This window comes from Pelagihabitans pacificus, assembly GCF_009371985.2.
Classification (GTDB): domain Bacteria; phylum Bacteroidota; class Bacteroidia; order Flavobacteriales; family Flavobacteriaceae; genus Pelagihabitans; species Pelagihabitans pacificus.
The window spans coordinates 398245-410130 of sequence record NZ_VIKU02000003.1 but is presented as its reverse complement, the minus strand read 5'-3'; the positions used below and the strand labels follow the sequence as shown (position 1 = coordinate 410130).

The window sequence follows — 11886 nt, the reverse complement described above, 5'->3', positions numbered from 1 at the left end:
GAATCAAAAGCGAAGAAGAATTTCCAACATTCGTATTTCGTACTTTCATTTCAGATTTTGAATGAAGATTGTAATCATTAATTACGGAGCGGGCAACATCCAAAGTATCAAATTCGCCATTCGGCGTTTGGGGTATGAGGCGCTTTTGAGCGATGACCCCGAAGAGATTCGACAAGCCGATAAGGTCATCTTTCCAGGGGTGGGAGAGGCGAGTAGTGCCATGAAGAAGTTACGGGCCAGCGGCCTGGACAAAATTATTCCTACGCTTACACAGCCCGTTTTGGGTATTTGTCTTGGTATGCAGTTAATGTGTCATTCCTCGGAAGAGGGCCAAACAGAGGGATTGGGCATTTTCGATGCCGATGTGGTACGTTTCTCGAACAGGGTAAAAGTGCCTCAAATAGGATGGAACCAAATATCGAATCTGAAGACCCCTTTGTTCCAGGGAGTGGGGGAAAAAAAGCATATTTATTTGGTGCATAGTTATTATGCTCCGTTGACGAAAGAAACCATTGCAGAATCGGAATATGACGTCAAGTACAGCGCGGCCTTGGGAAAGGATAATTTCTATGGCACCCAGTTTCACCCTGAAAAGAGTAGTAAGGTAGGGCAAAGGATATTGGGCAACTTTTTAGAAATGTAATGCAAGAAGTCACTATCATAAGGGACCGGTCAAAAATAAATGTCGATTTTGTGCATGCCTATCTTACCCAATCGTATTGGGCCAAAGGCAGAACAAGGGAAAAGGTGTTGCAATCGATGGAAAATTCGCTTTGTTTTGGTGTTTTCACCGGAGAGGAGCAAATAGGATTTGCCAGATTGGTCACCGATTCAGTGGTGTTCGCTTGGTTGATGGACGTTTTTGTAATCGACGGGTTCAAGGGAAGGGGTATCGGTACCCGCCTTATCGAGTATATTTTGAAACAGCCGGAAGTACAACATGTGAATGGCATTGGCTTGCGAACAAACGACGCCCATGGACTCTATGAAAAATTCGGATTTGAAAAGATTGTGGAACCCGAAACATGGATGCTGAAGAAAAACGAGTAGTATGCGAATAATCCCGGCAATTGACATCATCGAGGGAAAATGCGTCCGCCTGTCAAAGGGCGATTACGATACCAAAAAGGTGTATAACGAGCATCCTTTGGAGGTGGCCAAGGAGTTTGAGGCCCATGGAATACAATACCTTCACCTGGTTGATCTGGATGGTGCGAAGTCGAAACACATCGTCAATCATAAAGTACTGGAAGAAATCGCCACAAAAACCGGTTTGAAAATTGATTTTGGCGGCGGCTTAAAGTCCGATGAGGACTTACGAATCGCCTTTGAAAGTGGTGCACACCAGATTACCGGTGGAAGCATTGCGGTGAAGGATAAGGAAACCTTTACCCGCTGGATCGGCACCTTCGGTCCTGAAAAGATTATTCTTGGAGCTGATGCCATGAACGAAAAAGTGGCGGTGTCTGGCTGGCAGGAGCAGTCTACCGAAGAATTGGTGCCCTTTATCAGACAATATCAAAAAAAAGGAATCCAGTATGTCATCTGTACCGATATCAGTAAGGATGGCATGTTGGAGGGCCCGTCTTTCGGGTTGTACGAAAAAATTATTTCGGAGACCGCTGTGGTAAAAACAACCGTCGATGCAAGTGGGGTACACGACGAAACGGTACCGGGCATTCAACTCATTGCCAGCGGGGGAATTTCCAAATTTGAAGAGCTTCCCGAACTGGCCCTGCTCGGGTGTGAGGGGGCGATTATCGGAAAGGCGATCTATGAGAATAGAATACGCTTGAAACAATTGGAACAATATATTCAATCGGTATGAATACGGAGGAAAGACTGGTTTCGGAATTGGTGCAAAACGCTTCTTTCCGAATGGACGAGAGCACTCGAATGATCAAAAGGAGCCTGGAAGACATCTCCGAGGAGGAACTCTGGCAACGCCCCAATGAATCACTCAATAGTATTGCCAATTTGTTGCTGCATCTTTGTGGGAACATCACCCAATACGTTATTGCCTCCTTGGGCGAAACCGAGGATACACGAAAACGGGAATCGGAATTTTCAACTAGAACGGGTTATTCAAAAGTGGAATTATTCGAAAAGCTGACCAGTACGGTTGAAAAAGCCAAGAAAACCATGGAAGAGGCTTCCATTGGGCAACTACTGAAAAGGCGGGAAGTACAGGGATTTTACTTTTCAGGAGTCGGAATCATAATGCATGTGGTGGAACATTATTCATACCATACGGGGCAAATTGCTTTTTGGGTAAAACAACTGAAAAATACCGATTTGGGATTTTATGACGGAATGGATTTGAATACGAAAAACAAATAGGGCCAGTGTTAGCAAAAAGAATCATTCCTTGTCTTGACATCAAAGACGGTCGAACCGTAAAGGGAATTAATTTTATCGATTTGCGGGATGCCGGGGATCCGGTGGAACTTGCGGAATTTTACAGTAGGGAAGGAGCGGATGAGCTGGTTTTTTTGGATATCTCGGCAACAGAGCAAAAAAGAAAAACCTTGGCCGAATTGGTATATCACGTGGCGGAAAAAGTGAGTATTCCATTCACCGTAGGGGGAGGTATCGGTTCGGTGGAAGACGTGGATGTGCTGCTTCATAACGGGGCAGACAAGGTATCGATCAACTCTTCCGCCGTGAAGAATCCGCAACTGATCAATGATTTGGTGGCCAAGTTTGGTTCGCAATGCATCGTTGTGGCGATCGATGCCAAACAAATCGGCCGACAATGGAAAGTACATTTGGTCGGCGGCAAAGTACCTACCGACTTGGATTTGTTTGAATGGGCCAAAGAAGTAGAGAGGCGTGGTGCCGGGGAAATCCTATTTACATCGATGGATCACGACGGCACAAAGAACGGTTTTGCCAATGAGACGTTGGCCAGATTATCCACCGAACTGAATATTCCTATAATTGCATCAGGCGGGGCGGGGACTATGCAGCATTTTACGGATACTTTTGTAGAAGGGAAAGCGGATGCGGCCTTGGCGGCCAGCGTTTTCCATTTTAAGGAAATAGCCATCGCGGATTTGAAAAACGAACTGAAACAAAAAGGAATCCCGGTTCGGATTTAATAAAAGAGGTGTACGATTGATAAGAGCAACACAAAAGGATAAAAAATTGGTCGTTGATATTTTGGTGGAGGCCTTTGACCCCATTAAAGGGGACAATTCCATAAATTTTATCGTTCGGCATGATACAAAGCGTTTGTATCGCATGCGGGTTTTAATGGAATACCTGTTCGATAAGGCCCTGAGAACAGGGGAGGTTTTTTTATCGGATAATTTTGGCAGCTGCCTGCTTATCACGTACGCACACAAAGACCGTTTTAGTGTATCAAAAGTTATTTCGACCTTGCGTTTGGTACTATTTTGCATTGGTTTTAACCGACTTCGAAAAGTATTGCGCCGCCAAAAAATAGTACAGCGCAATTATCCAAAGGGCGAATACATTCGCCCGATGATTTTTGCCGTCAAACAAGAGTATAAAGGTACCGTGACCGCCGCCAAGCTGATCATGCAGGTATACAAGGAAAAGCAGCACTTGGCACTGCCCATCATCGTGGATACGGCAAGCGAGGAATTAGTGGGGCTCTATCGCAAATTCGGGCTTCGTATCTTCAATACGGAGACCGAACTGGGTTTTCCCATTTATATGCTTCGTATGGAAGGGGTTCCGCCAATAAAGGGGGAAAGAACAAGGAAAATAATATAAAATGAATCAAGAATTCACGTTGAACACGCCCGATTGGAGCAAAAACGAAAACGGACTTTTACCGGCCATCGTGCAGGATGCTACTACAAAAATAGTCTTGATGTTGGGGTATCTGAATCAGGAAGCATTGGCCAAAACATTGGAAACCAAGAAAGTGACTTTTTACAGCCGTACCAAAAAAAGGTTATGGACAAAAGGCGAGGAGAGCGGCAATTTCCTACACTTGGTCGATATCAAAAACGACTGTGATAATGATACCCTGTTAATTTCCGTAAGGCCAGATGGTCCTACCTGCCACACGGGTAGTGATACCTGCTGGGATGAGGAAAACACCTCGAACTATGGTTTCCTGTCCAAGCTGGAAACGGTCATCAAGCAACGGCGAACAGCCGCCGATGGCAGCACTTCATACGTGGCATCGCTCTTTGAAAAGGGAATTAATAAAATAGCCCAAAAAGTAGGGGAGGAAGCCGTGGAGACGGTCATAGAGGCCAAGGATACCAATGACGACCTTTTTTTGAACGAAAGTGCCGATTTATTGTTTCACTACCTGATTTTGCTGCAGGCGAAAGGCTTCACACTGGAACAGGTGGTCAAGGTTCTGGAGCAACGGCATTAGCCTTCCCAAACGGAAAGCGCTTGAAAAATGTCAAGCTTCGCCACAACCATTCCAACGGGCCGTAATAAAAGTACCGCAACCATAGTTTGCTTGTCCACATTTGAAGGATGATGATTGCCAAGGCGATCAAAAAGGTATATATGTTTCGCAGTTCACCCAAATAACCCAAGCCCCAGCCAAACAGAAGAAAGGTACCTAAAACACTTTGCAGGAAATAATTGGTTAAGGCCATTCTACCATAAGGAGCAAATTGACGTAGCCAACGTTCCGGTCTTACTCTTCTATAGAGCATCGTGAAAAGAGCGATATATAAAATGGTCATTGCGAAATTCGTCATATCCATCCCGGAAAGTCCGATCATGGCGACCCAATTGTCCATTTTGACCTCGGGTCCGAGACTGATAAAGGCCCCTGCGGTGATGCCTAGTGAAACCACAAAGAGCACAAGGGAACCGATCAGTGCTTTTTTGGTGAGTTTTTTCTCGTCCCGGAAGCGCTTGAAAAATCCCGACCGTCCTACATACAAACCGATCAGGAAGAAAGCAAAGGTAAAATAGCCCCGCCCAAAGATTCCGAATTGCACATTCATTTTGTCCACGTGCCCTTCCCATCCATTGGTGGCAAAAACCTCCCAGATACTTCCGTTTTTAAGCGTATGGTAGTATTCGGCGATCTGGGGCGCTTCTTGATTCATTGGATCTACATCCGAAAATAGGTGGTCTCCTTGAAAAAAGGAAAAGACCAGATACCTTCCAAGGCCAAGAAACAACAACGCGGCAAACCCTAGGACCCATTTGTTGTCAAGCTTATAAAAAGGAATCAGGAATAGGCCGAGCATCGCGTAGACGGTGAGGATATCGCCCCTGTAAAAAAGACTGTGTACATAACCGATGACCAGTAGGATGATCAAACGCCACAGGAATCTACCCCCAAAGGCGATTCCCCGTTTTTCTCCATTGTCCATTTGAATAAAAAAACTGAGTCCGAATAAAAATGAAAATAGGGCTATGAACTTGCCTCTGAGAAAAATACCTATAAAGGCATCGACGATCTGATCGGCGGGACCAATACTTACTGCCTCGTAAAAGTGCACAGGTGCCATTGCGGCGATATAATTCTCTACCATATGGCAGATAACGATCCCTGCGAGGGCGAAACCCCTTAAGGCATCGATTATTTCGATTCTTTGGGTGGATACGGTAGACATGTTCGTTGATTGAAGTTGTTATATGAATAGACTACTCAATAGGCAAGGATGTTACAGAGATACCTTATTTTTTGTTTCGTAGCGTCGATTCCTTTATAATTTCTATCTAGGGTAATCCGATTTTGTTTCTTCTTTGCTATCCTGAATCCCGGTTTACCACCAAACCACAAAGAATTTCTCCAAGGTAGCGTTCTTTTTTTTCATCCATACCATAGGGGCATTTTCTTTGAGCATGCGAATATTCAGCTCCATAAGGGTATCAAAGTGGGACATCCATGGTACCTCTTCATGGGGGGCGATCACCCATTCCGACTTGTATGGGATATAAAACCGATACGATTGGAACGCTGTTGAATTGAAGGTGTCAAAGCGAAGCCAAAAACCGCAGATACATGCTTTGTTCAAAGGCCGAATATGATGGTTGACCGAACCATACCGCTTAAATAATTGGGCTTTGAAGCACGTTTGGTGCTGTATGTCATGGGGTACAATGTTCAGCTCCCGTAGTGCTTGAGCACCTTCGTGGGAATGTAACAAGGGAAACTGGTGGTTCTTCATTTTTTCCATCTTCGTAAAGAACATATCGCGTTTGTTGGGCCCCATAAGTTGATGCACCGGTTCCGATATTTCGGGGTCGATGATGTAAAATTTGTAGGTAAGTTCCACATGGATGTTTTTTGATGATTGCAAATCCTTCAAGATAAAATCGATTTCTCCAATGGTTCTATTCTCTTTTTTTACGGGAATATTATGTACCAGTACTTGATATCTGGCCGTATGATTCAATACCTGTTTGAAAATATGCTCCATTTGATGCCCTAACCGGATGTTTTGGGGTATCGGGCGGGGAGTTAGGTCGCTTACATTGATTTCCGGTAATTCAAACTGTTCAATGCTGAACTGCGAACGCTTCCATAGCGGTGGCGTGCTTAAAAAACCTAGAACTTGCTTTTGAAGATGATTATTTGGCATATGGAACTAAAACTTAACGAAAATATACCAATGTTTCCGAACTTATCAGTGGCTTTGCGACCACGGTAGTGTACAAAGCGATCTGGAGTTTGGATTCCCGTTGGGTAAGACGGGCTCAAGTGACAAATCTGTCTGAAATTTCAAGAAGCGTTAAGTTTTCCTAAAAACGGGTTTTTTCAAGGGATAATATCTTATTTTTAACTCATGGCTATGAATACAAGAAAAGGATTTCGGTTCGACACCTACGTGGCACCGGAACAAACTCCTTTTGATAAACTCTTCGATATTTTTCAGGAACTCATTACCCATACCTCCGGTGATTTTGACGAGGCGATCGATTGGTTGCGGGAGCTGGATAAGGAGTACGAGCTTACCGATGAAGACTATACCATCGATGATTTCATTGAAGACCTGAAAGCACGTGGATACATTCGGGAGGAGTTCGAGGATGGCGATGGCGGAATGGGTGATGGTGACGAAGGGGATGAGGGTGACGGCGATGGAAAAGGAAAAATATCCATTACCGCCAAAATGGAACGTATCATTCGACAACGCGCATTGGACCAGATTTTTGGAAAGCTCAAACGGAGCGGAGCGGGAAATCACAAAACCGGCAAAGCGGGACCAGGGGATGAGCACACGGGCAACTTCAGGGAATATCGCTATGGTGATAGCTTGGAACATATCTCGATGACCGAAAGTCTAAAAAACGCCCAAATCAACCATGGTATCGGAAATTTTGCCTTGAGTGAGGACGACCTGGTCGTAGAGGATACCCACTACAAGGCCCAAATGAGTACGGTATTGATGATCGACATCAGCCATAGCATGATATTGTACGGGGAAGACAGGATTACACCGGCGAAGAAAGTTGCCATGGCCTTGGCCGAATTGATAACGACCCGCTACCCAAAGGATACCTTGGATATCTTGGTTTTCGGAAACGATGCCTGGCCGATCCCTATCAAAGACCTGCCCTATTTGAAAGTAGGTCCGTATCATACCAATACGGTGGCAGGTTTACAATTGGCAATGGATATGTTACGGCGAAAGCGAAACACCAATAAGCAAATTTTCATGATTACCGATGGAAAACCGAGTTGTTTGCGCATGCCCGACGGCACGTACTATAAAAACAGCGTCGGATTGGACGATTTTATCGTGGAGAAATGCTATAATATGGCAAGGCAAGCACGAAAATTACATATTCCCATTACTACCTTCATGATTGCCCAAGACCCTTATCTAAAACAGTTTATCCGACATTTTACCGAAGCGAACATGGGTAAGGCCTTCTTTACGGGTTTAAAGGGATTGGGAGAAATGATTTTCGAGGATTACGAGTCGAATCGAAGAAGAAGGCTCAAATAAATAGATAATTGGAAAACCAATGTGCTACCGGCAAATGGTGAATAAGTAATCCCATCCGGAATTGGATCAAGAGAACACGCTGGTTTAGATCATCCACAAGCAAATCAAAAAAATATATGAAATTAGACCAAAAAAAGACCAAAACCCTGGGTGCATTAAAAACGGCAGGGTATCGGAGTAAAAGTATTAAAGACGAACTTCGGGACAATCTTCGCGAGAAAATAAAAAAAGGGGAAGAAACGTTCCCTGGTGTTTGGGGCTATGAAGATTCGGTCGTTCCTGAATTGGAAAGGGCGATACTTTCCCGTCACAATATTAATTTATTGGGTTTACGGGGGCAGGCCAAGACGAGATTGGCGCGTTTAATGGTGAATCTCTTGGATGAATGGATTCCCGTTGTTGCCGGATCTGAAATCAACGATGACCCCCTGAAGCCGATGTCTCGATTTGCGAAGCAACTCATCCTTGAGAAGGGAGATGACACGCCGATTACTTGGTTGCATCGCGACGAACGGTTTTATGAAAAACTGGCGACCCCGGATGTGACCGTGGCCGATTTAATTGGGGATGTCGACCCCATAAAAGCGGCGAATTTAAAACTGTCCTACGCCGATGACCGGGTTATTCACTTCGGAATGATTCCTCGGGCGAACCGCTGTATCTTTGTAATTAACGAGCTTCCCGATCTACAGGCACGCATTCAGGTATCACTTTTCAATATTTTACAGGAAGGCGACATACAGATTCGAGGATTTAAACTACGACTCCCGTTGGACCTTCAGTTTGTCTTCACGGCGAATCCGGAAGACTACACCAATCGCGGAAGTATCGTAACGCCATTGAAAGACCGAATCGGATCTCAGATCCTGACCCACTATCCCGATGATATCGAGACTGCCCGAAAAATTACCGAACAGGAGTCGAATTTGGATGAACGGCAGACGAGTGCGGTATATGTACCCGATATTGCCAAGGATTTATTGGAGCAGATCAGTTTTGAGGCAAGGAACAGCGAGTATGTCGATGTGAAGAGCGGGGTTAGTGCGCGTACGAGTATTACTGCTTTTGAAAATTTATTGAGTACCGCGGAGCGAAGGGCATTGATGACAGGCGCCGAATCGACAATGGTACGATTGAGTGACTTTTTAGGGATTATTCCGGCGATTACCGGTAAGATAGAACTAGTTTATGAAGGGGAACAGGAAGGAGCCGATGGTGTAGCGGCCATACTGATCGATGATGCGATTAAATCATTGTTTCCACAGTATTTCCCGAAAATAAATAAGCTTGAGAAAAAAGATACCGAAACCCCCTATGATGAATTGTTACATTGGTTTTTTCAAGGTCAGGGTTTTGAGCTATTGGACGATTTTACCGATGAGGAATACCAACGTGCCCTTGACAGTATTCCACAGTTGAATCGCTTGGTAAAGGAATTCCAACCTGATTGGCCCGAAGAAGATGTGTACTTTTTAAAGGAACTGGTGCTATGGGGACTCGTTGCCCATAAGAAATTAAGTAAGAACCGATTTTCAGAGGGGTACCAATTTAAGGACTTGTACGGAAGTTTCATCAGTGGACTTTAAAAAAAGGAGCGAAATCAAAACCTTGCCACCCATTAATTACGTAAACACAAAACCGGTCGATCGACCGGTTTTGTGTTTTCATAGCGTTTTCACTTCCCATCATATCTGGTAAGCGGGTAAATTGAATATAAAAGAACTCCCTTGTTTGGGCCTGCTCAGAACTGTAATCGTAGTATCATGCAGGTCCATTATTTTCTTTACGATGGCAAGTCCAAGCCCGTATCCGCGTTTCTTCGAACCTTTATGTAGTTGTTTATATCGGTCAAAGATAAAAGGCTGTTCGTTGATGGGGATACCTGTTCCTGTATCCGTAATGTTGATTTCTATGTTTGCGCCTTTTTGATGAAGTGCCAAGGTCACTTTTCCCTCAGGTTCTGTGTATTTGATCGCATTTTCTATAAGATTTTGCAGGGCTCGTTCCACGAGGCTTACATCGGCAAAAACAATACAGTTTTTTTGTGGGTCGTCCAATTCCAAGGTGATTTGCTTTTGTTCGGCCAATACCCTGAACTTGGCGATTAAATCGTGGGAGAGCTCGGTTATAGAGAAGGGCTCCTTGACCGGGGCGACCTGTTCGGCCTCTAATTTTGAATAGTCAAATAATTGATGGATGAGACTGGAAAGCTTGTCGACGTTGTCATGGGTTATCTGTAGATATGCCTGTTTTTTGGCCTCCGACAGCGAATCCCGTTTTATCTGTAAGGTTTCGATATACCCCTTCAAGATGGCTAAGGGGGTGCGAAGGTCGTGCGATACGTTGGCAATCAACTCCCTGCGAAGCGCATCGACCGATTGCATCTTGTCCATATTGCCAACAATCGTATCGGCCATGTCGTTGAACGAGCCGGCAAAAATAGCGATATCCGACTTTTCGGGATGTTCGATACGCGCTTCCAAGTCACCCTCTTGAAACCTTCTCACCGTACCGGTTATAAGACGTAGGTTCTTGGTCAGGAACCATATCGCCAGCGACCCAATGATGGCAGAGAATAGGGTTGTCAATACAATGGCTCCGATACCTAACTTTGCAAAGTACTGCCCCAATAAAGTGCTATTGACCTGTTCAAAAGTCTTTCCTGCCAGGATGATGTAGATATATCCTTGGTGCCCATCTATTGAGTAGGGAGCGGCCGAAAATATCTTTTGTCTTGCCATGTTTCTCGGGTCATCGCCCAACACGAACTTTTCCCCTTTGTTCGCCACGAAGGCCTGGATCGGCTCCAAGGCCACTTTTTTGGCGGGGGCATTATCGCTATGGTCCAAAACCACCGAATACAATACCTTGCCCGTATCGTCGAGCAGATATACCTCGATTCCTTGGTTGACGGCCATCATATCATGCATAAGGTCCCCGAAAAGGGGCTTGTTTACACTACCGTCCTTTAAGAAAGGGGATGCGTCCTGGAATTTTTCACCGATGACATGATCGGCAATGCGGGCATTCAAACGTTGTGTCGTCTCTTCGTAATGCTTGCTGGCGAAGTAGCTGGTAATGAATATGTAAGAGACACCCATTAAAAGCACTAGGAGAATAAATGCCACCCATAATTTCTTGACCAATTTCGGGGTCAATGTTTTCTCCTTTGTACTCATAGGGCAATATCTTCATTGAACTTGTATCCTACGCCCCAAGTGGTCAGGATATAGTTAGGATGGGCCATGTCTGATTCGATTTTGGCCCGAAGGCGATTTATGTGCGAATTCACGGTGTGTTCATAACCATCGAAATTGTAGCCCCATATCATATTCAACAGTTCCGTTCGGGTATAATTGCGTCCTGGATTGGACGCCATCAGCACCAAAAGTTCGAATTCTTTTGGGGAAAGATCCACTTTCTTATCCTCTAGGAGTACTTTTCGTTTGTCTATATCGATTTGTAATCCTTCGGCGCAAATAGTAGATGAATCCTTTCCCTCTTCTTTTTTGGCATTGATTCTTCTCATTACCGCTTTGATTCGTGCGAGTAATTCGCGAATGCTAAACGGTTTCGTAATATAATCGTCGGCTCCTATTTCCAGTCCAAGAACCCTATCGATTTCTTCCGATTTGGCCGTGAGCATTATAACAGGGGTATTCTTTTTGGCCCTTAGCTTTTTACATATTTCAACACCGTCCATAGTGGGAAGGGTCAAATCGAGTAGAATAAGATCATAATCCTTTTCCAAGGCCATCGTCAACCCTTCTTCACCGTCCATGGCTTTCGAAGTGTTATAAATGAGGTCGGTCAGATGTATTTCCAGTAACTTAATGATTTCCGGATCATCTTCAATAATGAGAATATCTTTCATAATTACAGCTACGAATCAAGTTAAAAAGTATCACATAACTATCACGGGCAACCCTGAATAGACAGGTTGCAGGGAACTTACGGGATATTTGGGCTCACGGAA

13 protein-coding genes are annotated in these 11886 nt (G+C 44.6%); 9 read left to right on the top strand and 4 right to left on the bottom strand.

All coding sequences use genetic code 11. The features are described 5' to 3' along the window. Window positions 1–61 precede the first annotated feature (61 nt). Genes hisH through hisIE form a run of 7 tightly spaced genes read left to right on the top strand, consistent with a single transcriptional unit; the run spans window position 62 to window position 4360 of the window. On the top strand, window positions 62–643 hold the full coding sequence (hisH, locus tag FK220_RS12385) for an imidazole glycerol phosphate synthase subunit HisH (protein WP_152574642.1): 582 nt from the start codon (window positions 62–64) through the stop codon (window positions 641–643). Next, a complete protein-coding gene (locus FK220_RS12380; RefSeq protein WP_152574641.1) occupies window positions 643–1050 on the top strand; it encodes a GNAT family N-acetyltransferase in 408 nt (135 codons plus the stop codon). The genes hisH and FK220_RS12380 overlap by 1 nt, the downstream gene beginning before the upstream one ends. Window position 1051: 1 nt before the next feature. After that, window positions 1052–1828 (top strand): 1-(5-phosphoribosyl)-5-[(5-phosphoribosylamino)methylideneamino]imidazole-4-carboxamide isomerase, encoded by a 777-nt coding sequence (locus FK220_RS12375; protein ID WP_152574640.1) that lies wholly within the window; start codon window positions 1052–1054, stop codon window positions 1826–1828. Beyond that, window positions 1825–2340 (top strand): DinB family protein, encoded by a 516-nt coding sequence (locus FK220_RS12370; RefSeq protein ID WP_152574639.1) that lies wholly within the window; start codon window positions 1825–1827, stop codon window positions 2338–2340. The genes FK220_RS12375 and FK220_RS12370 overlap by 4 nt, the downstream gene beginning before the upstream one ends. Before the next feature lie 5 nt (window positions 2341–2345). Continuing rightward, on the top strand, window positions 2346–3101 hold the full coding sequence (gene hisF / locus FK220_RS12365) for an imidazole glycerol phosphate synthase subunit HisF (RefSeq protein WP_152574638.1): 756 nt from the start codon (window positions 2346–2348) through the stop codon (window positions 3099–3101). A 16-nt stretch (window positions 3102–3117) separates the two neighbouring features. Next, window positions 3118–3741 carry a GNAT family N-acetyltransferase gene (locus FK220_RS12360; RefSeq protein ID WP_152574637.1) on the top strand — a complete coding sequence of 208 codons (624 nt, stop codon included), beginning with the start codon at window positions 3118–3120 and terminating at the stop codon, window positions 3739–3741. Between the two features lies 1 nt (window position 3742). Next, window positions 3743–4360 carry a bifunctional phosphoribosyl-AMP cyclohydrolase/phosphoribosyl-ATP diphosphatase HisIE gene (gene hisIE / locus FK220_RS12355; RefSeq protein ID WP_238719000.1) on the top strand — a complete coding sequence of 206 codons (618 nt, stop codon included), beginning with the start codon at window positions 3743–3745 and terminating at the stop codon, window positions 4358–4360. Here hisIE and FK220_RS12350 read toward each other — a convergent pair. Next, window positions 4335–5567, bottom strand: coding sequence for a DUF418 domain-containing protein (locus tag FK220_RS12350; protein WP_152574636.1), 1233 nt, complete (start codon window positions 5565–5567; stop codon window positions 4335–4337). The two genes, hisIE and FK220_RS12350, sit on opposite strands and share 26 nt — an antisense overlap. Before the next feature lie 153 nt (window positions 5568–5720). After that, a complete protein-coding gene (locus tag FK220_RS12345; RefSeq protein ID WP_152574635.1) occupies window positions 5721–6539 on the bottom strand; it encodes a DUF1853 family protein in 819 nt (272 codons plus the stop codon). Window positions 6540–6743: 204 nt separating this feature from the next. Here FK220_RS12345 and FK220_RS12340 point away from each other — a divergent pair, with 204 nt between their 5' ends. Next, a complete protein-coding gene (locus FK220_RS12340) occupies window positions 6744–7910 on the top strand; it encodes a vWA domain-containing protein (RefSeq protein ID WP_152574634.1) in 1167 nt (388 codons plus the stop codon). A 116-nt stretch (window positions 7911–8026) separates the two neighbouring features. Beyond that, a complete protein-coding gene (locus tag FK220_RS12335; protein ID WP_152574633.1) occupies window positions 8027–9496 on the top strand; it encodes a MoxR family ATPase in 1470 nt (489 codons plus the stop codon). A gap of 99 nt (window positions 9497–9595) precedes the next feature. On the opposite strand, the gene FK220_RS12330 is transcribed toward FK220_RS12335, so the two are convergent. Together FK220_RS12330 and FK220_RS12325 are read right to left on the bottom strand one after the other, a co-directional pair. Continuing rightward, on the bottom strand, window positions 9596–11089 hold the full coding sequence (locus FK220_RS12330) for a HAMP domain-containing sensor histidine kinase (RefSeq protein ID WP_152574632.1): 1494 nt from the start codon (window positions 11087–11089) through the stop codon (window positions 9596–9598). Then, window positions 11086–11784 (bottom strand): response regulator transcription factor, encoded by a 699-nt coding sequence (locus FK220_RS12325; RefSeq protein ID WP_152574631.1) that lies wholly within the window; start codon window positions 11782–11784, stop codon window positions 11086–11088. Before FK220_RS12325 ends, FK220_RS12330 begins: the two co-directional genes overlap by 4 nt. Window positions 11785–11886 lie beyond the last annotated feature (102 nt).

What these genes read in the sequence shown, in the direction of transcription:
- hisH (WP_152574642.1), top strand. Translation starts at nt 62, where the DNA reads ATGAAGATTGTAATCATTAATTACGGAGCGGGCAACATCCAAAGTATC.
- FK220_RS12380 (WP_152574641.1), top strand. Translation starts at nt 643, where the DNA reads ATGCAAGAAGTCACTATCATAAGGGACCGGTCAAAAATAAATGTCGAT.
- FK220_RS12375 (WP_152574640.1), top strand. Translation starts at nt 1,052, where the DNA reads ATGCGAATAATCCCGGCAATTGACATCATCGAGGGAAAATGCGTCCGC.
- FK220_RS12370 (WP_152574639.1), top strand. Translation starts at nt 1,825, where the DNA reads ATGAATACGGAGGAAAGACTGGTTTCGGAATTGGTGCAAAACGCTTCT.
- hisIE (WP_238719000.1), top strand. Translation starts at nt 3,743, where the DNA reads ATGAATCAAGAATTCACGTTGAACACGCCCGATTGGAGCAAAAACGAA.
- FK220_RS12350 (WP_152574636.1), bottom strand. Translation starts at nt 5,567, where the DNA reads ATGTCTACCGTATCCACCCAAAGAATCGAAATAATCGATGCCTTAAGG.
- FK220_RS12345 (WP_152574635.1), bottom strand. Translation starts at nt 6,539, where the DNA reads ATGCCAAATAATCATCTTCAAAAGCAAGTTCTAGGTTTTTTAAGCACG.
- FK220_RS12340 (WP_152574634.1), top strand. Translation starts at nt 6,744, where the DNA reads ATGGCTATGAATACAAGAAAAGGATTTCGGTTCGACACCTACGTGGCA.
- FK220_RS12335 (WP_152574633.1), top strand. Translation starts at nt 8,027, where the DNA reads ATGAAATTAGACCAAAAAAAGACCAAAACCCTGGGTGCATTAAAAACG.
- FK220_RS12330 (WP_152574632.1), bottom strand. Translation starts at nt 11,089, where the DNA reads ATGAGTACAAAGGAGAAAACATTGACCCCGAAATTGGTCAAGAAATTA.
- FK220_RS12325 (WP_152574631.1), bottom strand. Translation starts at nt 11,784, where the DNA reads ATGAAAGATATTCTCATTATTGAAGATGATCCGGAAATCATTAAGTTA.